Origin of the sequence: Streptomyces sp. NPDC127092 (assembly GCF_042722475.1) — a bacterium.
Classification (GTDB): domain Bacteria; phylum Actinomycetota; class Actinomycetes; order Streptomycetales; family Streptomycetaceae; genus Streptomyces.
This window is the reverse complement of sequence record NZ_JBHXFE010000004.1, coordinates 256164-276525: the sequence shown is the minus strand read 5'-3', so window position 1 is coordinate 276525 and position 20362 is coordinate 256164. Positions and strand designations below refer to the sequence as shown.

The 20362-nt window shown below is 72.6% G+C and carries 19 protein-coding genes; 7 read left to right on the top strand and 12 right to left on the bottom strand.

What is annotated here, in order from left to right:
- From ACFWJO_RS05605 to ACFWJO_RS05595, 3 genes are all read left to right on the top strand, one after another.
- Nucleotides 1–360 (top strand): acyl-CoA dehydrogenase family protein (locus ACFWJO_RS05605; RefSeq protein WP_386863529.1); only part of this gene is annotated, 360 nt, incomplete at its 5' end.
- Nucleotides 361–389: 29 nt separating this feature from the next.
- On the top strand, nucleotides 390–1175 hold the full coding sequence (locus tag ACFWJO_RS05600) for an electron transfer flavoprotein subunit beta/FixA family protein (RefSeq protein ID WP_386863528.1): 786 nt from the start codon (nucleotides 390–392) through the stop codon (nucleotides 1173–1175).
- Between the two features lie 33 nt (nucleotides 1176–1208).
- Nucleotides 1209–2165, top strand: a complete 957-nt coding sequence (locus ACFWJO_RS05595; protein WP_386863527.1) for an electron transfer flavoprotein subunit alpha/FixB family protein — start codon at nucleotides 1209–1211, stop codon at nucleotides 2163–2165.
- Between the two features lie 70 nt (nucleotides 2166–2235).
- Here the strand turns inward: ACFWJO_RS05595 and ACFWJO_RS05590 are convergent, their stop codons facing one another.
- The 5 genes from ACFWJO_RS05590 to ACFWJO_RS05570 all read right to left on the bottom strand — a co-directional run bounded on the left by ACFWJO_RS05590 (nucleotide 2236) and on the right by ACFWJO_RS05570 (nucleotide 6078).
- Complete coding sequence (locus tag ACFWJO_RS05590; protein WP_384417254.1) at nucleotides 2236–2634, bottom strand: Zn-ribbon domain-containing OB-fold protein; 399 nt, start codon at nucleotides 2632–2634, stop codon at nucleotides 2236–2238.
- Nucleotides 2635–2763: 129 nt separating this feature from the next.
- Nucleotides 2764–3465: a TetR/AcrR family transcriptional regulator gene (locus ACFWJO_RS05585; RefSeq protein ID WP_386863526.1), complete on the bottom strand. Its 702-nt coding sequence runs from the start codon at nucleotides 3463–3465 to the stop codon at nucleotides 2764–2766.
- Nucleotides 3466–3555: 90 nt separating this feature from the next.
- Complete coding sequence (locus tag ACFWJO_RS05580) at nucleotides 3556–4317, bottom strand: SDR family NAD(P)-dependent oxidoreductase (protein WP_386863525.1); 762 nt, start codon at nucleotides 4315–4317, stop codon at nucleotides 3556–3558.
- Between the two features lie 74 nt (nucleotides 4318–4391).
- Complete coding sequence (locus ACFWJO_RS05575; RefSeq protein ID WP_386863524.1) at nucleotides 4392–4796, bottom strand: hypothetical protein; 405 nt, start codon at nucleotides 4794–4796, stop codon at nucleotides 4392–4394.
- Between the two features lie 127 nt (nucleotides 4797–4923).
- The gene (locus ACFWJO_RS05570) at nucleotides 4924–6078 is read right to left on the bottom strand and encodes an acyl-CoA dehydrogenase family protein (protein WP_386863523.1); all 1155 of its coding nucleotides are present in this window, start codon (nucleotides 6076–6078) and stop codon (nucleotides 4924–4926) included.
- A 143-nt stretch (nucleotides 6079–6221) separates the two neighbouring features.
- Here ACFWJO_RS05570 and ACFWJO_RS05565 point away from each other — a divergent pair, with 143 nt between their 5' ends.
- Complete coding sequence (locus tag ACFWJO_RS05565) at nucleotides 6222–6821, top strand: TetR/AcrR family transcriptional regulator (RefSeq protein ID WP_386863522.1); 600 nt, start codon at nucleotides 6222–6224, stop codon at nucleotides 6819–6821.
- Nucleotides 6822–6965: 144 nt separating this feature from the next.
- Here the strand turns inward: ACFWJO_RS05565 and ACFWJO_RS05560 are convergent, their stop codons facing one another.
- The 5 genes from ACFWJO_RS05560 to ACFWJO_RS05540 form a co-directional block, all read right to left on the bottom strand.
- On the bottom strand, nucleotides 6966–8102 hold the full coding sequence (locus tag ACFWJO_RS05560) for an XdhC family protein (RefSeq protein ID WP_386863521.1): 1137 nt from the start codon (nucleotides 8100–8102) through the stop codon (nucleotides 6966–6968).
- 45 nt (nucleotides 8103–8147) lie between these two features.
- The gene (locus tag ACFWJO_RS05555) at nucleotides 8148–9614 is read right to left on the bottom strand and encodes an NCS2 family permease (RefSeq protein WP_386863520.1); all 1467 of its coding nucleotides are present in this window, start codon (nucleotides 9612–9614) and stop codon (nucleotides 8148–8150) included.
- A 237-nt stretch (nucleotides 9615–9851) separates the two neighbouring features.
- A complete protein-coding gene (locus ACFWJO_RS05550; RefSeq protein ID WP_386863519.1) occupies nucleotides 9852–12251 on the bottom strand; it encodes a xanthine dehydrogenase family protein molybdopterin-binding subunit in 2400 nt (799 codons plus the stop codon).
- A 2-nt stretch (nucleotides 12252–12253) separates the two neighbouring features.
- Nucleotides 12254–12856 (bottom strand): (2Fe-2S)-binding protein, encoded by a 603-nt coding sequence (locus ACFWJO_RS05545; protein WP_386863518.1) that lies wholly within the window; start codon nucleotides 12854–12856, stop codon nucleotides 12254–12256.
- 2 nt (nucleotides 12857–12858) lie between these two features.
- Nucleotides 12859–13752, bottom strand: a complete 894-nt coding sequence (locus ACFWJO_RS05540) for an FAD binding domain-containing protein (protein ID WP_384417224.1) — start codon at nucleotides 13750–13752, stop codon at nucleotides 12859–12861.
- A 312-nt stretch (nucleotides 13753–14064) separates the two neighbouring features.
- On the opposite strand from ACFWJO_RS05540, the gene ACFWJO_RS05535 reads away from it, so the two are divergent.
- Both ACFWJO_RS05535 and ACFWJO_RS05530 read left to right on the top strand, forming a co-directional pair.
- Complete coding sequence (locus ACFWJO_RS05535) at nucleotides 14065–15759, top strand: PucR family transcriptional regulator (protein WP_386863517.1); 1695 nt, start codon at nucleotides 14065–14067, stop codon at nucleotides 15757–15759.
- 185 nt (nucleotides 15760–15944) lie between these two features.
- Nucleotides 15945–16739 (top strand): hypothetical protein, encoded by a 795-nt coding sequence (locus tag ACFWJO_RS05530; RefSeq protein ID WP_386863516.1) that lies wholly within the window; start codon nucleotides 15945–15947, stop codon nucleotides 16737–16739.
- 4 nt (nucleotides 16740–16743) lie between these two features.
- Here ACFWJO_RS05530 and ACFWJO_RS05525 read toward each other — a convergent pair whose 3' ends face one another.
- Together ACFWJO_RS05525 and ACFWJO_RS05520 are read right to left on the bottom strand one after the other, a co-directional pair.
- Entirely contained in the window at nucleotides 16744–18330 is a 1587-nt protein-coding gene (locus ACFWJO_RS05525; protein ID WP_386863515.1) for a WD40 repeat domain-containing protein, read from the bottom strand.
- Nucleotides 18331–18391: 61 nt separating this feature from the next.
- Nucleotides 18392–19192, bottom strand: a complete 801-nt coding sequence (locus ACFWJO_RS05520) for a GntR family transcriptional regulator (RefSeq protein ID WP_386863514.1) — start codon at nucleotides 19190–19192, stop codon at nucleotides 18392–18394.
- 148 nt (nucleotides 19193–19340) lie between these two features.
- Between ACFWJO_RS05520 and ACFWJO_RS05515 the strand changes: the two genes are divergently transcribed.
- Nucleotides 19341–20198: a (2Fe-2S)-binding protein gene (locus ACFWJO_RS05515; protein WP_386863513.1), complete on the top strand. Its 858-nt coding sequence runs from the start codon at nucleotides 19341–19343 to the stop codon at nucleotides 20196–20198.
- Nucleotides 20199–20362: the final 164 nt, after the last annotated feature.

Below are 20362 nucleotides of genomic sequence, written 5' to 3'. Positions count from 1 at the left end.
GCCAAGGGCTACGTCCAGGAACGCAAGCAGTTCGGCAAGCCGATCGCCGACTTCCAGGGCGTGCAGTTCATGCTCGCCGACATGGCCATGAAGCTCGAGGCCGCCCGCCAGCTCACCTACGCGGCCGCCGCCAAGTCCGAGCGCGTCGACGGCGACCTCACCTTCTTCGGCGCCGCCGCCAAGTGCTTCGCCTCCGACGTCGCCATGGAGGTCACCACCGACGCCGTCCAGCTCCTCGGCGGCTACGGCTACACCCGCGACTACCCCGTCGAGCGCATGATGCGCGACGCCAAGATCACCCAGATCTACGAAGGCACCAACCAGGTCCAGCGCATCGTCATGGCCCGCAACCTCCCGTAATCGTCTGACACTTTGAAAGGAGACAGGCCGTGACCCTCAAGATCGCTGTCTGTGTGAAGTACGTTCCCGACGCGACCGGCGACCGCGGTTTCGCCGACGACCTGACCACCGACCGCGAGGCCGTCGACGGCCTTCTGTCGGAGCTGGACGAGTACGCGGTCGAGCAGGCCCTGCAGATCGCCGAGGAGGCCGACGACGCCGAGGTCACCGTCGTCACCGTCGGCCCCGACGACGCCAAGGACGCGCTGCGCAAGGCGCTGTCGATGGGCGCCGACAAGGCCGTGCACGTCAACGACGAGGACATCCACGGCACCGACGTCATCGGCACCTCCGCGATCCTCGCGAAGGCCCTGGAGAAGACCGGCTTCGACCTGGTCGTCTGCGGCATGGCGTCGACGGACGGCACCATGGGCGTGCTGCCGGCGCTGCTCGCGGAGCGGCTGAACCTGCCGCAGGTGACGCTGCTGTCCGAGGTCTCCGTCGAGGACGGGGTGGTCCGCGGCCGTCGTGACGGTGACGCCGCCAGCGAGCAGCTGGAGGCCCCGCTGCCCGCCGTCGTCTCGGTCACCGACCAGTCGGGCGAGGCCCGTTACCCCTCCTTCAAGGGGATCATGGCCGCGAAGAAGAAGCCGGTCGAGGAGCTGGACCTGGACGACCTCGGCATCGACGCCGACGAGGTCGGCCTCGGCGGCTCCTGGACCCTGGTCGAGTCGGTCGCGGCGCGCCCGGCCCGTACGCAGGGCACGATCGTCACGGACGAGGGTGACGGCGGCAAGCAGCTCGCCGCGTTCCTGTCCGAGCAGAAGTTCATCTGACCCACCGTCACCATCCCTCAGGAGCAAGGAATCATGGCTGAGATCCTGGTTCTCGTGGACCACGCCGACGGTGCGGTCCGCAAGCCGGCCCTCGAACTGCTCACGCTGGCCCGCCGCCTCGGCGAGCCCTCGGCGGTCGTCCTCGGCGCCGGCGAGGCCGCGGCCTCGATCGCGGCGAAGGCCGGCGAGTACGGCGCGGCGACCGTGTACGTGGCGGACGGCGCCGAGTTCGCCGAGCAGCTCGTCGTGCCGAAGGTCGACGCGCTCACCCAGATCGCGAAGGACAAGGCCGTCGGCGCCGTCCTGGTGACCTCCTCGGGCGAGGGCAAGGAGGTCGCGGCTCGCGTGGCGCTGCGCCTCGGCTCGGGTCTGATCACGGACGCGGTGGAGCTGGAGGCCGGCGAGAACGGCCCGGTCGCCACCCAGTCGGTGTTCGCCGCCTCGTACCAGGTGAAGTCCACCGTCTCGCACGGCGTGCCGGTCATCACCGTCAAGCCGAACTCCGCGGCCCCGGAGGCGGCTCCGGCCGCGGGCGCGGTGGAGAACGTCACCGTCGCCTTCACGGGCAACGCGGCCAAGGTCGTCTCGCGCACCCCGCGGGTCTCCACCGGCCGTCCGGAGCTGACCGAGTCGGCGATCGTGGTCTCCGGTGGCCGCGGTGTCGGCGCCGCCGAGGGCTTCGAGGTCGTCGAGAAGCTGGCCGACTCGCTCGGCGCGGCGGTCGGCGCCTCGCGCGCCGCGGTGGACGCGGGCTGGTACCCGCACTCCAACCAGGTGGGCCAGACCGGCAAGCAGGTCTCGCCGCAGCTGTACATCGCGGCGGGCATCTCCGGTGCGATCCAGCACCGGGCCGGCATGCAGACCTCGAAGACGATCGTGGCGGTCAACAAGGACCCGGAGGCCCCGATCTTCGACCTGGTCGACTACGGCGTGGTCGGCGACCTCTTCGAGGTACTGCCGCAGCTGACGGACGAGATCGGCGCCCGCTGATCCGGCCGGCATGAAGAAGGGGCTGGTGGCACTCTGTGCCACCAGCCCCTTCTTTCTTCGTACGGAGCGCTCAGAACCAGCCGTCGAGCGCGACCTCCTCGCAGAGCCGCACGACCGGCCTGCGGCCCGGTCCGGAGCCGTCGTGGAGGAGCCGGACGCGGACGCCGGGGCGCACCGCGTGCGGCGGCCCGTCGACCCGGCAGCGCACGACGAAGCCCTCGGCCATGTGCACCGGCCAGAGGTCCGCCTGGGCCGCCGTGAAGGCGCGGCGTACGGAGATCACGCCCTCGCCGGCGCTGAGTTCGGGCGCGAGGTCGGTCGACCCGCAGGTGGGGCAGAGCAGGCGCTGGAAGGTCGTGGTGTGGCACCAGCGGCAGCGCTGGAAGTAGAGCTCGGGCTCGGCGGCCGACTCGTCGGCCAGGAGGGCGGCGGTGCCGTTCCGCAGGCCCGTGGATCCCGTGTGGAACACGATGACTTCTCCTTGCACTCGGCGGCTCAACCGTGCATGGAGCAAAGATATGGCACTGAGTGCCAGCAAATAAAGACCTGAGTTCCCTCAATTGACGATACTGAGATCCCTCTGTGTCCCTCGTGCCGCTCAGCCCTCGCCCAGGCTCGACTCCACCTCGCGCACCACGCGCCACATCGGGGTCGAACGCTTGGTGATCACGACGACCACGTCCTCGTCGGCCTCCACGGGCGACGGCGCGTCGGAGCTCCAGGTCTCGCGGACGAACTCCAGGGCCCGGTCGACCTCCGCCAGGGGGTCGCCCTGGCCGCCGGAACGCAGCCAGTGGCGCAGCGCGTGGTTGTGGGCGGCGACGACGGCCGCGGCGACCACGTTGGCCCGCAGGGTGCCGTCGCGGCGGCCGGCGAAGCGGGTGCGCAGGTAGTCGCCGATGATCTTCTCGTACCGCCAGACGACGGAGAGTTCGTACGTGCGCAGCCCCGTCACCTCACGGGTGAGCCGGTAGCGCTGGACGGAGAAGGTCGGGTTCTCCGCGTACATGCGCATGACGAGCCGGGTGGCGTCGCAGACGCGCACCAGCGGGTCGTCGGTGTCCGCGCTCGCCGCGAGGAACTCGGTCATGTCGGCGAGGCTCTGCTCGTGGTCGGGGAAGACCACGTCCTCCTTGGACGGGAAGTACCGGAAGAAGGACCTCCGGCCGACCCCGGCCGTGCGGACGATGTCGTCGACCGTCGTCTGCTCGTAGCCGCGCTCCAGGAAGAGCGCGAAGGCCGCCGCGACGAGGGAGTCGCGCATGGAGGGCTTGGCGGGGGTGGCGGGGTTGGTGCTCATGCCCCCGAAACTAGCACTCGGATCCCTCTCGCGGCGGCACTTGGTGCCAAACAGCAGGTCAGCCGGTCAGCAGGTCAGCCGGTCAGCGGGTCAGCGGGCCGCCATCCGCAGCGCGCCGTCCATCCGGATGGTCTCGCCGTTGAGGTAGTCGTGCTCGGCGATCATGGTGACGAGGCGGGCGTACTCCTCGGGGCGGGCCAGCCGCTGCGGGAAGGTGACGCTCGCCGCGAGCCCGGCCCGCACGTCCTCGGAGAACCCGGCCATCATCGGGGTGTCGACGATGCCGGGGGCGATGGTGACCACGCGGATGCCGTACTGGGCGAGGTCACGGGCCGCGGTGACGGTCATGCCGGCGACGCCGGCCTTGGAGGCGGCGTACGCGATCTGCCCGACCTGCCCCTCGAACGCGGCGATCGAGGCGGTGTTGACGACGAGTCCGCGCTGGCCGTGCTCGTCGGCCTCGCGCTTCGCGATGGCCTCGGCGGCGAGCCGCATCACGTTGAAGGTGCCGAGCAGGTTGACGTCGAGAACCGTCCGGAACAGCTCCAGGTCGTGCGGACCCTTGCGGCCCAGGACCCGTGCGGAGGGGGCGATGCCCGCGCAGTTGACGGCGAGCCGCAGCTCGGCCCCGTCCTCCTCGATCCGCGCGAGCGCCGCCCGGACCTGCTCCTCGTCGGTGACGTCCGCCGCCAGCAGCGTGACCCCGTCGGCGGGCGCCTCGGCTCCGACCACGGCCTTGTCGAGGTCCAGGCCGTAGACGGTGGCGCCGCGGGCGGCGAGCGCGGCCGCGGTGGCGGCGCCGAGCCCCGAGGCGGCACCGGTGACGAGCGCGGCGGATCCTGCGATGTCCATGAATCTCCTCGTACGAACCGGCGGCCCGCCTCCGGGCCGCCGTGCGTGTGCGGTGCTCGCGCGCTGTGCGCGCCCTACTTCCATTCCCAGACCTTGGCCGTGTTCCTGCCGTCCTTGTCCTCCTCGTACTCGAACACGCCCGCGGTCCCGTTGAGCCGGCCGAACTTCGCCGAGGCGGACTCGAAGAAGATCGCGCCGCGGTAGCTGAACCCACCGGATTCGTTCATGCGGCCGATTCCGGTGCCGTGCCAGGTGACGATGTCGCCGTCCTGGGTCATGCTGCAGCCCTGCCCGTCCCCGTAGAGGGTGCCGTCCGCCTGCATGACCGAGTCGTACGTGCCCATGTCCGTGACCGCCACGCCCAGCAGCGTGCCGGTCGACTGGAAGGATGCCTCCAGATGCGGGTGACCGCCGTCGACCGAGACCACCCGGATTCCTGTCGTCTGGCCCTGTTCCTCACCGATCAGATCGCCGAGCATGATGGGACTCCTCTCCGGAACCTCGGATCGGGACCCCTCTTCCGGCGTACGCCCGGCGGACCACCCCGGCAACCGCAACCGTGCCGGGCACGGGGCGGGACCGGTTCCCGGCCGGGCCCGTCGTGCGCTACGCGCCCGCGGCCGACAGCTGGCGGCTGATGACGAGCCGCTGGATCTGGTTGGTGCCCTCGAAGATCTGCATGATCTTGGCCTCGCGCATGTAGCGCTCGACCGGGAAGTCCCGCGTGTAGCCGTAGCCGCCGAGGACCTGGACCGCGTCCGTCGTGACCTTCATGGCCGTGTCGGTGGCGATCAGCTTCGCCGCGCTGGCCTGCCGGCTGAAGGGGCGGCCGAGGTCGCGGCGGCGGGCCGCGTCGAGGTAGGTGGCGCGGGCCGCGTCGACGGCCGCGGCCATGTCGGCGAGCAGGAAGCCGAGGCCCTGGTGGTCGATGATCTTCCGGCCGAAGGTGGTGCGCTCGTTGGCGTACGCCACGGCGGCGTTCAGCGCGGCCTGGGCGAGGCCGGTCGCGCAGGCGGCGATGCCGAGGCGGCCGCAGTCCAGGGCGCTGAAGGCGATCTGGAGGCCCTGGCCCTCCTCGCCGATGCGGCGGTCGGCCTCGACGAGGGCGCCGTCCCAGTGGGCCGAGGTGGTGGGCACGGCCTGGAGGCCCATCTTGCGCTCCGGCTTGCCGAAGGTCAGGCCCTCGGTGGCGCCGGGCGCGAGGAAGCAGGAGATGCCGTGGCTGCCGGGCGCGGTGCGGGCGAACAGGGCGTAGAAGCCGGCCTTGCCGCCGTGGGTGATCCATGCCTTGTTGCCGGTGACGCGGTAGGCGGCGCCGTCCTCCGTGAGCTCGGCCTTGCAGGCGAGCGCGGCGGCGTCGGAGCCGGCCTGCGGCTCGGAGAGGCTGTACCCGCCGATGAGCCGGCCCTCCAGCATCGCGGGCAGCCAGCGCTCCTTCTGCTCCGCGGTGCCGAAGGAGTGCAGCGGGTGGCAGGCCAGGGTGTGGACGCTCGTGGCGACCGCGACGGCGGCCCAGCGGGCGGCGAGCTCCTCGAGGACCTGGAGGTAGACCTCGTAGGGCTGGCCTCCGCCGCCGTACTCCTCCGGGTACGCGAGACCGAGCAGCCCGGCCTCCCCGAGGGTCGCGAACAGACCTTCCGGATAGCTCTCGGCGGCCTCGTGCTCGTCGACCCGGGAGGCGAGCTCCTTGTCGGCGATCTCCCGCGTGAGAGCGATGAGGTCCGCTGCCTCGGGGGTGGGAAGCAGGCGGTCGACATCCATGGCGACTCCATCAGACACAGACGATGCTGCGAATCCGCAGATCTGCGAAACGGTACTGCGAGGGGTACGGCAGTACCGGTTAGCGTAGCGCAGGAGGGTGAACACACAAGCCCCCGAACGGGTTCACCCGGCATACTGTTCGGGTGATCGAGACCTCCGCCGCACTCCGCCTGACGGGCCGCGGCGCAGCCAGGCGCTCCGAACTCTTCGAGGAGCTCGTGGCGCTCCTGGTCGGCGAGGGCTTCGCCCAGCTCACCCTCGACGACCTGGCGGCCCGTCTGCGCTGCTCCAAGCGCACCCTCTACGGCCTCGCGGGCAGCAAGGAACAGCTGGTCAGAGCGGCCGTGGTGCACTTCTTCCGGCGCGCCACCGCCCGCGTCGAGGCGGTGCTCGCCGCCGCGACGGGGCCCGCCGAGCGGCTCGCCGCCTATCTGCGCGCCGTCGCCGCCGAGCTCGCGCCGGTGTCGCCGCAGTTCTTCGACGACGTCGCCGCCTTCGAGCCGGCCGCCGAGGTCTACGAGCGCAACACGCGGGCCGCCGCCGGCCGGGTGCAGCAGCTGATCGAGGAGGGCGTGACGGCCGGTGTCTTCCGCGAGGTGCACGTCGCCTTCGCCGCCGACGTGATCGCCTCCGTGATGGTCCGCATCCAGCAGCGCCAGGTGGCCGCGGCGACCGGCCTGGCCGACGCCGCCGCGTACGAGCAGCTCGCGGAACTCCTCCTGCACGGCCTGCAGAAGACCTGAGCCCGCCTCGGCCCGGCCCGGCCCGGGACCAGCTCAGGACCTGACTTGGGACCGGCCTGGCACAGGCCCGGATCCGGCGCCCGAACGCCGGAAGGGCACCCCGGGTGTCCGGGGTGCCCTTCCGACCGTCCGCGGGTCGTCGGATCAGGCGACCGAGCCGATGCGGCCGGCCGGTTCGCGCGGGACGTCGTGGTGGATCGGGGTGTGCGCACCCGTCAGGGAGGCGCCGCTGCCGCCGCGCCGGTTGGCGACGATCTCGGCGCCGATGGACAGGGCGGTCTCCTCGGGCGTACGGGCACCGAGGTCGAGGCCGATCGGGGAACGCAGCCGGGCGAGTTCGAGTTCGGTGACGCCGACCTCGCGCAGGCGCTTGTTGCGGTCCTCGTGGGTGCGGCGGGAGCCCATCGCGCCGACGTACGCGACGGGAAGTCTGAGGGCGATCTCGAGCAGCGGCACGTCGAACTTGGCGTCGTGGGTGAGGACGCACAGCACCGTACGGCCGTCCACCTCGGTGGACTCCAGGTAGCGGTGGGGCCATTCGACGACGATCTCGTCGGCGTCGGGGAAGCGGAGCTTCGTCGCGAAGACCGGGCGGGCGTCGCAGACGGTGACGTGGTAGCCGAGGAACTTGCCGACCCGGACGAGCGCGGACGCGAAGTCGATGGCGCCGAAGACGATCATGCGCGGGGCGGGCACGGAGGACTCGACGAGGAGGGTGACCGGCTGCCCGCAGCGGCTGCCGTCGGCGCCGATCTCGACGGTGCCGGTCCGTCCGGCGTCCAGCATGGCGCGGGCCTCGCCGGCGGCGGTGCGGTCGAGTTCGGGGTGGCCGCCGAGGCCGCCCTCGTACGAGCCGTCGGGGCGGACCAGGAGGGCCTGCCCCAACAGGTCCTCCGGGCCGGTGACGATCCGGGCGAGGGCGGCCGCCTCGCCGGAGACGGCGGCGGCCAGCGCGGCGGGGAAGACCCCGCCGCGGACCGGGGTGACGAGGATGTCGATGATGCCGCCGCAGGTCAGTCCGACCGCGAAGGCGTCCTCGTCGCTGTAGCCGAAGCTCTCCAGGACGGTCGTGCCGTCCTCGAGGGCCTGTTGGCAGAGTTCGTAGACGGCGCCCTCCACACATCCGCCGGAGACGGACCCGATCGCCGTGCCGTCGCTGTCGACGGCCAGTGCGGCTCCCGGCTGCCGGGGCGCGCTGCCGCCGACGGCCACGACGGTGGCGACGGCGAAATCGCGTCCCTGCTCGACCCACCGGTGCAGCTCTTCGGCGATGTCCAGCATGGCGAACTCCTTGGGTGTCTGAGGTGGAGGGCGACGTTACGGGCGTCAGCCGACGCCCAGCCAGCTCTCGATCGGATGGATCGCGAAGTAGATGAGGAAGACGCCGGTCAGCGCCCACATGAAGCCGCCGACCTCCCTCGCCTTGCCCTGCGCGGACTTGATCACCGCGTAGGAGATGACGCCGGCCGCGACACCGGTGGTGATGGTGTACGTGAAGGGCATCAGGACCACGGTGAGGAACACCGGGATCGCGACGGAGCGGTCGCTCCAGTCCACGTGCTTGGCGTTCTGCATCATCATCGAGCCGATGACGACCAGGGCCGCGGCGGCGACCTCCTGCGGCACGATCGCGGTGAGCGGCGTGAAGAAGAGGGCCAGGGCGAAGAACCCGCCGGTGACCACGGAGGCCAGACCGGTGCGGGCGCCCTCGCCGACGCCGGTGGCGGACTCGACGAAGACCGTCTGTCCGGACGCGCCGCCCGCACCGCCGAGGATGCCGCCGGCACCGTCGATGAACAGGGCCTTGGACAGGCCGGGCATCCGGCCCTTGTCGTCGGCGAGCTTGGCCTCGGTGCCGACGCCCAGGATGGTCGCCATGGCGTCGAAGAAGCCGGCGAGCACCAGGGTGAAGACGATCATGGTGATCGTGAGGTAGCCGACGTCGCCCCAGCCGCTGAAGGACACCTGGCCGAGGAGCGAGAAGTCCGGCGTGGAGACCGCGCTGCCGTCCAGCTCCGGCGGGCCGGAGAACCAGGCCTTGCCGGGGATGTCGGCGATCGCGTTGAGGACGACCGCGACGACCGTGCCGACGACGATGCCGATGAGGATGGCGCCGGGGATGTTGCGGGCCTGCAGCGCGAAGATCAGCAGCAGGGTGAACGCGAAGATCAGGACGGGCCAGCCCATGAGCTCACCGGCCGGGCCGAGCGAGACGGGGCCGCCGCCGGGCGCGGGGTTCTCGTGGACGAAGCCGGCCTTCACGAAGCCGATGATGGCGATGAAGAGACCGATGCCGATGGTGATGGCGTGCTTGAGCGCGAGCGGTATCGCGTTCATGATCATCTCGCGGAGGCCGGTGACCACCAGGAGACAGATCACGGCTCCGTACGCGATCGACATGCCCATGGCCTGCGGCCAGGTCATGACGGGGACGACCTGCGAGGCCATCACGCCGGAGACGCTGAGTCCCGCGGCGAGGGCCAGGGGGACCTTGCCCCAGAAACCCATGAGGAGGGTCGTGGCGGCCGCGGCCAGCGCCGTGGCGGTGATCAGCGCGGGCTGGCTGAGGACGTTGCCGTCCACATCCTTGCCGGAGAGGATCAGGGGGTTGAGCAGGAGAATGTACGCCATCGCCATGAAGGTGGTGACGCCGCCGCGGATCTCCGTCGCGACGGTGGATCCTCTCTCCGAGATGTGAAAGTACCGGTCGAGCCAAGACCTGCCGGCGGGGTTGCGCGAGCCGTTGCCCGCGTCCTCGGCCGTGGTCTTGGGCTCCACTGACGACTGGGTCATGGGGCCTACTCCCAAGGTTCAAAGGGGCACCCGCAGAAAGCGTTGGGGATTGCGGGATTTGGGATATCAAGTTGGCTGCACGACCCGGGGGACGGCCCGAGACGAACGGGTGAATCGGTACTGCGGCTACTGCTGTTCACTGCGGTACTGCCGTACTGCGGTGGGGGGTTCCCCGGACGGTGCGGGCGGGAGGGGAAGTGTGACGTTCCTGGGAGGCACGCACCGTCCGGAGAGGTCTTACAGGGTGCCGGTCAGGTGCTCGGGGCGGACCGGCGTCTTGGTGAGCTCCAGGCCCGTCGCGTTCCGGATCGCCGCGAGGACGGCCGGGGTCGACGACAGGGTCGGGGCCTCACCGATGCCCCGCACGCCGTACGGCGCGTTGGGGTCGGCCAGCTCGAGGTAGTCGACCGGGATGGTCGGCGTGTCGAGGATGGTCGGGATCAGGTAGTCCGTGAAGGAGGGGTTGCGCACCTTCGCGGTCTTCGGGTCGACGATGATCTCCTCCATCACCGCCACGCCCAGGCCCTGGGTGGTGCCACCCTGGATCTGGCCGATGACGGAGAGCGGGTTGACCGCCTTGCCGACGTCCTGGGCACAGGCCAGTTCGATGACCTTGACCAGGCCGAGCTCGGTGTCGACCTCCACCACCGCGCGGTGCGCGGCGAAGGCGTACTGCACGTGGCCGTTGCCCTGGCCGGTGACGAGGTCAAAGGCCTCCGTGGGGCGGTGCCGCCACTGCTCCTCGATCTCCACCACCTCGTCCTCGAGGACGTCCACGATGCTCGCGAGGACCTCGCCGCCGTCGGTGACGACCTTGCCGTCCTGCAGGAGCAGTTCGGCCGTGGCCCACGCCGGGTGGTACGAGCCGAACTTGCGCCGGCCGATCTCCAGGACCTTCTCGCGGACGAGCTCGCAGGAGTTCTTGATGGCGCCGCCGGTCATGTACGTCTGGCGGCCCGCGGAGGTCGAACCGGCCGAGCCGACCTGGGTGTCGGCCGGGTGGATGGTCACCTGGGTGACGCCCAGTTCCGTGCGGGCGATCTGGGCGTGGATGGTGACACCGCCCTGGCCGACCTCGGCCGCGGCGGTGTGCACCGTGGCGACGGCCTCGCCGTTGATGACCTCCATGCGGATCCGGGCGGTCGAGTAGTCGTCGAAGCCCTCGGAGAAGCCGACGTTCTTGATGCCGACCGCGTAGCCGACGCCCCGGACGACGCCCTCGCCGTGCGTGGTGTTGGACAGGCCGCCCGGCAGCGCGCGGACGTCCGCGCCCTCGCCGGCGGTCTCCCACTGGCGCTCCGGCGGCATGGGGCGGGCCTTGACCCGGCGCAGCAGCTCGGCGACCGGGGCCGGCGAGTCCACGACCTGGCCGGTCGGCATGAGCGTGCCCTGCTCCATGGCGTTGATCTGGCGGAACTCGACCGGGTCCATGCCCAGCTTGGCCGCCAGCTTGTCCATCTGCGCCTCGTAGGCGAAGCAGGCCTGCACCGCGCCGAAGCCGCGCATGGCACCGCAGGGCGGGTTGTTGGTGAAGAGGCCGATCGCCTCGATCTCGACGTCGTCGATGACGTACGGGCCGACCGAGAGCGACGAGGCGTTGCCGACGACCGAGACCGTGGACGAGGCGTAGGCGCCGCCGTCCAGGACGATCTTGCACTTCATGTGCGTGAGCTTGCCGTCCTTGGTGGCGCCGTGCTCGTAGTAGAGCTTCGCCGGGTGCCGGTGGACGTGCCCGAAGAAGGACTCGTAGCGGTTGTAGACCATCTTGACCGGCTTGCCGGTGCGCAGCGCGAGCACGGAGGCGAGGATCTGCATCGAGATGTCCTCGCGGCCGCCGAAGGCGCCGCCGACGCCGGCCATGGTCATGCGGACCTTCTCCTCGGGCAGGCCGAGGCAGGGCGCGATCTGCTCGCGGTCCGCGTGCAGCCACTGGGTGGCCACGTAGAGGTCGATGCCGCCGTCCTCGGCGGGCACCGCGAGGCCGGACTCCGGGCCGAGGAAGGCCTGGTCCTGCATGCCGAAGGTGTACTCGCCCTTGACGATCACGTCGGCGCGCTTGGCGGCCTCGTCGGCGTTGCCGCGGATGATCGGCTGGCGGTGCACGATGTTCGGGTGCGGGACGTGCTTGGCGTGCCTGTCCTCGCGGTTCTCGTGGACGAGCACGGCGTCGGGAGCGGTCGCCGAGGCCTCATCGGTGATGAGGGGCAGCTCCTTGTACTCGACCTTGATCTTCGCGGCGGCGCGGCGCGCGGTCTCCGGGTGGTCGGCGGCCACGAGGGCGACCGGCTCACCGTGGTGACGGACCTTGCCGTAGGCGAGCACCGGGGTGTCGCGGAACTCCAGGCCGTAGTTCTTCGCGGCCGGCAGGTCGTCCGCCGTCAGGACGGCGTAGACGCCCGACATGGCCAGGGCCTCGGAGGTGTCGATGGACACGATCTCGGCGTGCGCGACCGTGGACCGCAGGGTCTGGCCCCACAGCATCTCCTCGTGCCACATGTCCGAGGAGTAGGCGAACTCGCCGGTGACCTTGAGGGTGCCGTCCGGGCGGAGGGTGGACTCGCCGACGCCGCCCTGGTTGTGCTTCTGGGTGACGTCGGTGGGCGTGCCCGCCGGTACGGTACGTGTGTTCTGAGCCATCGTCAGACCGCCTCTCCCTGGCGCTCCTGGCGAGCGGCCGCCAGGCGGACCGCGTCGAGGATCTTCTCGTAACCGGTGCAGCGGCAGAGGTTGCCGGAGAGCGCCTCGCGGATGTCCGCGTCCGTCGGGGACGGGTTGCGCTCCAGCATCTCGTCGGCCGCGACGAGCAGACCGGGGGTGCAGAAGCCGCACTGCACGGCGCCGGCGTCGATGAACGCCTGCTGGATCGGGCTCAGTTCGACGCCCTCGCCGGTCTGCGAGTCCTGCGGCTTGGCCTCCCAGCGCTTGGCCTCGTCGAGCGAGGTGCCGCAGGCACCGGAGGCGCAACCGCCGCCGTGACCGTGCTCCTGACGCTCCTTGGCGTACTCCGCCAGGCCCTCGACGGTGACGACCTCGCGGCCCTCGACCTGGCCGGCGGCGACCAGGCAGGAACACACCGGCACGCCGTCGAGGCGGACCGTGCAGGAGCCGCACTCGCCCTGCTCACAGGCGTTCTTGGAGCCGGGCAGGCCCAGGCGCTCACGCAGAACGTAGAGGAGGGACTCGCCCTCCCAGACGTCGTCGGCTTCCTGCGGACGACCGTTGACCGTGAAATTCACGCGCATGGTTATGCAGCTCCTTCAAGGGTGCGCCCGTTGCCGGCGCGGTACTGCTCCCAGGTCCAGCCGAGCGTGCGGCGGGCCATGATGCCCACGGCGTGCCGGCGGTACTTGGCGGTGCCTCGTACGTCGTCGATCGGGTTGCAGGCCCCGGACGCGAGGTCCGCGAACTGCTTGGCGATCGAGGGGGTGATGATCTTGCCGTTGTCCCAGAAGCCGCCCTCCTCGAGGGCCGCGTTCAGGAACTCCTCGGCCGCCGTGGCCCGCACGGGCGTGGGGGCGGCGGAGCCGATGCCGGTCCGTACGGTCCGGGTCTCCGGGTGGAGGGCCAGGCCGAAGGCGCAGACGGCGATGACCATCGCGTTGCGGGTGCCGACCTTGGAGTACTGCTGGGGGCCGTCCGCCTTCTTCACGTGGACGGTCTTGATGAGCTCGTCGGGCTCGAGCGCGTTGCGCTTCACGCCCTTGTAGAACTCGTCGATCGGGATGAACCGGGTGCCGCGCACCGACTCGACCTCGACCTCGGCGCCCGCCGCGAGCAGCGCGGGGTGGGCGTCACCGGCCGGGGAGGCGGTGCCCAGGTTGCCGCCGACGCCGCCGCGGTTACGGATCTGCGGGGAGGCGACCGTGTGCGAGGCGAGGGCCAGACCGGGGAGCTCCTCGCGGAGGTTCTCCATGATCTGGGTGTACGGGACCGAGGCGCCGAGCCGGACGTTCTCCTCGCCGACCTCCCACTCGCGCAGCAGCTCGATACGGTTCAGGTCGAGGAGGTACTCGGGACGCCGGTGGTCGAAGTTGATCTCGACCATGATGTCGGTACCGCCTGCGATGGGCACGGCCGTGGGGTGCTCGGCCTTGGCGGCGAGCGCCTCCTCCCAGCTGGCGGGGCGAAGGAAGTCCATGGTGGCTCTCTTCTTGTGCTTCGGGTGATCGGGGGTCGTTCGTACGGGCCATGGGGGACGGCCGGCCCTCGACGGACGATCTCTTCATGTGCTGTTAACGCGGTGTGTGTGGCCTAGTACACAAGCCCCGCCCGCCCGTGTGCAGCCACCGAAACCATGAAGGAGTTGGCTGGCTGCCATGGTCGTCTTGTAGATTCGAACGAAAGGCGGAGAACAGCAACCTCTCCGTTTCCCCCCGGAAACGGTGGCACCACGCCATCGACGACAACGAGACACCCACTCCACCCCCAACCAAGGAACGGCGGCGACATCATGCGGCTGCGCGCACTGCTGGAGAACGACGCGCTCGGGCTGCGCCTGCTCGGCGGCGACGACGAGCTGGACCGCACCGTCCGCGGCGTGATGACGACGGACCTCAAGGACCCCAGCCGCTACCTGTCCGGCGGGGAGCTGGTGCTCACCGGCCTCGCCTGGCTGCACGAGCCGGGCGACGCCGAGCCCTTCGTCCGGATCCTCGCGAGCACCGGCGTGGCCGCCCTGGCCGTCGGCGAGGCCGAGCTCGGCGCCATCCCGGACGACCTCGTACAGGCGTGTTCTCGCCATCGGCTGCCGCTGTTCGCAGTCAACGAATCCGTTGCGTTCGCGACGATCACCGAGCACGTTGTTCGACAGGTATCCGGCGAGCGGGCCGGCGACCTGGCCGCCGTCGTGGACCGCCACAGGCGCCTGATGACCTCGGGACCGGCCGGCGGCGGACCCGAGGTCGTGCTCGACCTCCTCGGCTCCGACCTGGACCTCCGGGCCTGGGTGCTGTCCCCCACCGGCCGCCAGATCGCCGGCGCCGGAGAGCCCCTGGAGCCCGGTCTCGCCGCGTCCCTCGCCGGCGAGCACCTGGCGGCGACCCGCACCGGGCGCCGCGGCCCGCACCGGGTCGGCGTCGCCGGGACCACGTACTCGCTGTTCCCGATCCGCAACACCGGCCGCGGCACGCCGCCCCCGTCCCGTGACGTGCGCGAGACGGTGCTCTCCGACTGGCTGCTCGCCGTCGAGGCCGACGCGGGCGACTGGCCGGCCGCCCGGCTCGACCTGCTCCAGGGCGTCACCCAGCTGATCGCCGTCGAGCGGGACCGCCGCGACGCCGCGCGGACCGTGCGCCGCCGGCTCGCCCAGGAGGTCCTGGAACTGGTCCAGACGGGTGCCGCGCCCGCCGAGATCGCCGCCCGCCTCCGGGTCGCCGCGCCCGTGCTGCTGCCCGGACTCGGCACCGCCCCGCACTGGCAGGTCGTGGTCGCCCGCGTCGAGTGGGAGCAGGAGCCCGGGCAGAGCGCCGTCGACAGCGGCCCCGTCGCCCAGGCCCTCCTGGAGGAGATCCTGGTCGACCCGACGGCGTCCGGCGCCGACTCGGCCGACCGGATCGCCGTCGCCCACAGCGGCGACGAGGCCATCGCGCTCGTCCCGCTCGCCGCCACGCCGCTGCCCGACAGTGAGGACGACATGCCGCCCGTGGCGCTCGGCCTGCACGCCGACGCCCTGCTCTCCGCCGTCCGCACGCCGCTGTCCGCCGGGCTCGCCGACGACGGCCGCCTCACCCTCGGCGTCAGCGCCGCCGTGCACTCCGCCGAGGGGCTGCGCGGCGCCCTGGAGGAGGCCCGGCACGCCCGCCGGGTCGCCGCGGCCCGCCCCGGCCGCGTCTGCGCCGCCGGCCACCACGAGCTCGCCTCGCACGTGCTGCTGCTGCCCTTCGTCCCGGACGACGTACGGCGCGCCTTCACGGCCCGCCTCCTGGACCCGCTGCGGGACTACGACCGCCGGCACCGCGCGGAGCTCATCCCGACGCTGGAGGCCTTCCTCGACTGCGACGGCTCCTGGACCCGCTGCGCGACCCGCCTCCACCTGCACGTGAACACGCTGCGCTACCGGGTGGGCCGGATCGAACAGCTCACCGGCCGGGACCTGTCCCGCCTGGAGGACAAGCTCGACTTCTTCCTCGCGCTCCGGATGAGCTGAACGGGTGAAGACGATCCTCCGCTGACCGGATTCATCTCATCGGGTGACCAGGCGGACTGACGGGGCGGCAGGCGACTGCCGCCCCGTCGCCGTACTCCCCCGCGATTCCCCCGTGTTTCCGCCCCTTCCCGCTTTGTGAAAACTTTCACCCGACCCCTTGGCCGGTCCCCGGACTTCGTGCTGAGATGCCGTCCTACTCACAGCTCGATGGCGCGCTCGGGGAGGGCGATGTGGCGTACGGCCGGGGCACCCCACTGGAGACCGCGATCTGGAGGCTCCGCTCCCGCGGCTGCTGGACGGATGCCGCCGAACTCCTCGCACCCCGCGCGGCCGAACCGGCGGCGGCCCTGGAGCGGGCGGCCCTGCTCATCGAGCGCTGCCTCTACACCGAACAGGGCTGGGCCGAGGCCGAGGAGGCGCTGCGGGCGGCCGAGGCGGTCGCCCAGACCGACGAGGAGCGCGGGGCCGCCGCCTGTGAACGCGGCCATCTCGCCTACGCCTCCACCCTCCTGGGCGTCCGCGACCGCGCCGACGAGGCCCGCGCGGCGCTCGGCCGCGCGGCGGCGCTGATCGGCCCCGAGACGCCGGGCCGCGCACTCCTGGACTACCGCCGCGGGCTGCTCGCGCAGAACCTCGGCGACTCCCCGCAGGCCGCCCGCGCCGCCTACCGCCGCGCCCACGCCGGGGCGACGGCCCACGACGACGCGCTGCTGCTGTCCTCGACCTGGCGTCATCTCGCCGGACTCGCCCTGCGCGAGGGTGAGTTGGCGGAGGCACGGCACGGCTTCGCCGAATCCCTGCGGATCCGCGAGGAGTTGGGCTACCTGGTGGGCACCGTGCCCGCGCTCGCCTCGCTCGCCGAGGCCGAGACGGAACCGGAGGCGGGCCGGCTCCGCGCGGAGGCGGGCAGGCTGTTCCGCCTGCTGGGCGGCGTACCGACCTGGCTGGCGGCGCAGTTGACGCCGCGTCCGGCCGTCTGAGGCCTCAGGCCGGTGGCGGGTGCGCGGGGCCGCTCCCGCCGTCGCGCGCCTCACGCGCCCGCTCCAGCCGGAGCACCGCCTCGTCCAGGCCGAGCACCAGCGCGCCGTCCTCCGTGACCGTCACCGCGCGCACCGGGGGTCCCGGGCGGAAGGCCAGACGGGCGTGCTGCTCGATCCGGTGGAGTTCCACCGTCCCGTCCGCCCAGGCCGCCGCCAGGACCGGCCCGTGCGGGGTCTCGGTGGCGGCCAGGGAGACCACCGGCGAGCGGCGTTCCGTCAGGGGATCCGGGTAGGGGTCCTTGCCGGGCGTCCACCGGCGCACGGCTCCGTCGGTGCCGCCGCTGCAGACGAACGGCGTCGCCGACTCGACCGCGGCCACCGCCGTGACCCGGCCGCTGTGCAGGGCCGCCTGGTGGAGGCCGGTGAGGCCGAAGGCGTGGACGGAGCCCAGCCGGTCGCCGACCACGACCGACCCCGCGATGGCGGCGAGGGCGGTGCCGGGATGCCGGGTGAGGGTGGCGGAGACCGCTTCGGTGAGGCGCTGGAGGTACGGCGGCCGCGGCTGCCGGCCCCGTACGGTGTGCAGCCGGCCCCGCTCGTCGAGCAGCAGCACGGTCCCGTCCGGCGCGGGCGCGAGGGCCCTGACCGGTCCGGTGACCGGGTGGTCGAGCTGCCCGAGCGGCCGGGCGTCGGCCGCGGCGAGCAGCCGTACGGTGCCGCCGAGGTCCGCGGCGAGCAGCGTCCCGCCCTGGGCGGCGAGCGCGGCGACCGGTCCGGGCCAGGGCGGCGCGACGTCTCCGGCGACCCGGGTCCACCGCACCCGCCAGGGCGCGGAGGCGGCGAGGTCACGGAGCGCGGGCCGCAGCCGGGGGTCGGCGCCGTCGCCGAGGACGGCGAGCAGCCCGAGGGCCCGGTCGGCGGGGCCGCGGGCCGCGCACAGGGCCTGCCCGGCGCGCAGCCAGGCGGTGCGCAGACCGCCGTGGTCGTCGACGGGGTCGCTGACGTAGCCGGTGGTGACGGCGACGGGGTCGGCGGCGCAGACGGCGGCGGGGTCGGAGAGGTCGGGGGTGCCGGAGGGGCCGGGGGTGCCGGACGGGCCTGCCGGGTCGTCGGAAGCGGGCTGGTCACCGTCCACCACGGTGCTGCGTCCCTGGGCGAGGAGGGCGTATCCGGGTGTTCCCGGGCTCGCCTCGACCACGAGCCGTACCCGGCCGAGCCGGGCGAGGTCGGCGATCAGTGCGGCGACCGCCTCGGGTTCGGCGGCGGCGTGCAGGGCCGGCAGGAGCAGCACGGTGCGGGCGGCACGACCGGTCTCGCTGGTGGCCAGGGCCCGGACGAGGTCGTCCGCCGAGCCGGCGACGACGCCGAGGTGGTCGGCGACGGCCCAGGCGGTGCCGAGGGCGGTGCGGCCGGCGAGCGGGACGAGCGCGCGGGCGGTACGGCGGCGCCCGGCGGCGCGGGGTCCGTGGGCGGCGAGCCAGTCGAGCAGCCCGGGGGCGCCGGTGACGAGGCAGAGGCGGGGGGCTTCGGGGTCGGTGAGCCAGCCGAGCAGGGCCGCGGCCCCGGGGCGCTCCGCGCGGACGGACGGCATGGGCACCTCTCGGTCGGCGCGGTCTGGAAGGAGTACGGGCTGACGCTGTCGACCTTAGTCGTCAGTCCTGCGCCCCGGTGAAGTGCTCCCGTACGAGTGACGAAACGACGGGGAGATCCTGGGCGATCAGCGCGTCGAGCAGGGCGGTGTGTTCGGCGGCGTCGGCGACGAGTTCGCCGTGGCGGGTGGCGGGGGCGCTGACGAGGGGCCACTGGGAGCGCCGGTGCAGGTCGTCGGCGACGAGGAGGAGCTGTTCGTTGCCGGCGAGGGCGAGGACGGCGCGGTGGAAGGCGCGGTCGGCCTCGGCGTAGTGGGCGCGGTCGCCGCGGGCGGCGGCGGCGGAGGTGGCCTCGGCGAGCGGCCGGAGTCCGGCCCAGGTCTCGGCGGGGACGGTGCGGGCGAGGCGGAGCATGACGGGGACCTCGATGAGGGCGCGGACCTCGGCGAGTTCGGCGAGTTCGCGGGGTGTGCGTTCGGTGACGCGGAAACCGCGGTTGGGCACGACCTCGACGGCACCTTCGGTGGCGAGCTGCTGCATGGCCTCGCGGACCGGGGTGGCGGAGACGCCGAAGCGTTCGCCGAGGGCGGGGGCGGAGTAGACCTCGCCGGGGACGAGCTCGCCGCTGACCAGGGCGGTGCGCAGGGCCTGGAGGATCTGGCCGCGGACGGAGTGGCGGCGGACGGTGCGGGGCTCGGCGAGGCCGGGGACCGGGGGTTCTCCGTGGGTGTGCTCGCCGCGGGCCTGTTCGGGGACGCGTGCGGTCCGGTCCCGGGTGCCGGCCTCGCCGTACGCCGCCGCCTCGCCGTACGCCGCCGGGGCGGACCGGTCGGCCGTCCGCCCGCGCGTGCTGCCCTGCTCCACCCGGGTCCTCCTGCGCCTTCGTACCGGGCCCGGCTCGCGGCGCCGGGGTCCCCCGTGCACGATAGGCGGACGGCGTCGCAGTTCAAACACCGCAACGATCGGGTAAGGTAAGGCTAACCTGCTAACGATCGTGATTCGGTGGTCCCGCATGGCCCTGCCCGCTCTGCTGCCGTCGCCTCCCGCCTCGCCCGTCGCGGCCGCCTACGCCCGGCTCGCCGAGGTGTTCCCCGGACTGCGCGTCGACGAGCTGGCCGGGGACGAGCGGCTGCCGCGCGGGACGGGCTGGGTGGCATCGGACGAGCTGGGCGCCGGCGGGGACGGCCTGGACGCCTTTCTCTCCTGGGACGACGCACAGGTGCGGCGCGACTACGGGCGGACGGCCCGCCCCGACGTGGTGGCGAGCTTCGCGCTGCACCGGTACGCCTGGCCGACGTGCCTGCTGGTGACGCTGCCCTGGTTCCTGCACCGCCGGGTGCCCCGGCTGCCCGCGCGCGACGTGGCCTTCCAGCGGGCCCTCGGCCGGGTCGCGGTGCGGATCGAGGAGTTCGCCTGCCTGCCCGGGGACCCGGCGGCGGCACTGCCCGGCGCCCGTGTGGTGGCGGACGAGGAAGCGCTGCGGGCCGAGGTGCGGGGCGCCCTCGCCGAGCACTTCGAGCAGGTCCTGGCCGGCTTCGGGCCCCGGATGCGACGCGGCAGGCGGGCCCTGTGGGGCATGGTGACGGACGAGATCGTCGAGGGGCTCTGGTACATCGCGGAGCTGCTCGGCGAGGAGGGCCGGGCGCTCGCGGAGCTGGAGCGCCTGATGCCGGGGACGACGAAGCCGTACGCGGGCGCCGCGGGCTTCCGGGAGCTCCCGGGCTCGGCGGAGGCGTGCGGCACGGCCCGCGTCACGCGCGACCGGGTCTCCTGCTGCTTCTTCTACACGCTGCGCCCCGAGGACACCTGCCTCACCTGTCCGCGCACCGCCGACCCGGAGCGGGTCCGCCGCCTCGCCGCCACCGTCTGACCCTCTTCCGCCGTTACGCCACCCGGACGGGTGGTCCGAATCGAACACAACTCCCGCCTCTCGCGCGGTAGTTCGACCAGATCACACCTATTCGTATGCCGTACGGCCCCGATGGCGTGCTCTTGTTCCGAAACCCCGTACCCGCCCCGCCGGGTCGGCCAGTA

Coding starts and splice junctions, on each gene's coding strand:
- ACFWJO_RS05595 (WP_386863527.1), top strand. CDS start 1,209: ATGGCTGAGATCCTGGTTCTCGTGGACCACGCCGACGGTGCGGTCCGC.
- ACFWJO_RS05585 (WP_386863526.1), bottom strand. CDS start 3,465: ATGAGCACCAACCCCGCCACCCCCGCCAAGCCCTCCATGCGCGACTCC.
- ACFWJO_RS05580 (WP_386863525.1), bottom strand. CDS start 4,317: ATGGACATCGCAGGATCCGCCGCGCTCGTCACCGGTGCCGCCTCGGGG.
- ACFWJO_RS05575 (WP_386863524.1), bottom strand. CDS start 4,796: ATGCTCGGCGATCTGATCGGTGAGGAACAGGGCCAGACGACAGGAATC.
- ACFWJO_RS05570 (WP_386863523.1), bottom strand. CDS start 6,078: ATGGATGTCGACCGCCTGCTTCCCACCCCCGAGGCAGCGGACCTCATC.
- ACFWJO_RS05560 (WP_386863521.1), bottom strand. CDS start 8,102: ATGCTGGACATCGCCGAAGAGCTGCACCGGTGGGTCGAGCAGGGACGC.
- ACFWJO_RS05555 (WP_386863520.1), bottom strand. CDS start 9,614: ATGACCCAGTCGTCAGTGGAGCCCAAGACCACGGCCGAGGACGCGGGC.
- ACFWJO_RS05550 (WP_386863519.1), bottom strand. CDS start 12,251: ATGGCTCAGAACACACGTACCGTACCGGCGGGCACGCCCACCGACGTC.
- ACFWJO_RS05545 (WP_386863518.1), bottom strand. CDS start 12,856: ATGCGCGTGAATTTCACGGTCAACGGTCGTCCGCAGGAAGCCGACGAC.
- ACFWJO_RS05540 (WP_384417224.1), bottom strand. CDS start 13,752: ATGGACTTCCTTCGCCCCGCCAGCTGGGAGGAGGCGCTCGCCGCCAAG.
- ACFWJO_RS05535 (WP_386863517.1), top strand. CDS start 14,065: ATGCGGCTGCGCGCACTGCTGGAGAACGACGCGCTCGGGCTGCGCCTG.
- ACFWJO_RS05530 (WP_386863516.1), top strand. CDS start 15,945: ATGCCGTCCTACTCACAGCTCGATGGCGCGCTCGGGGAGGGCGATGTG.
- ACFWJO_RS05525 (WP_386863515.1), bottom strand. CDS start 18,330: ATGCCGTCCGTCCGCGCGGAGCGCCCCGGGGCCGCGGCCCTGCTCGGC.
- ACFWJO_RS05515 (WP_386863513.1), top strand. CDS start 19,341: ATGGCCCTGCCCGCTCTGCTGCCGTCGCCTCCCGCCTCGCCCGTCGCG.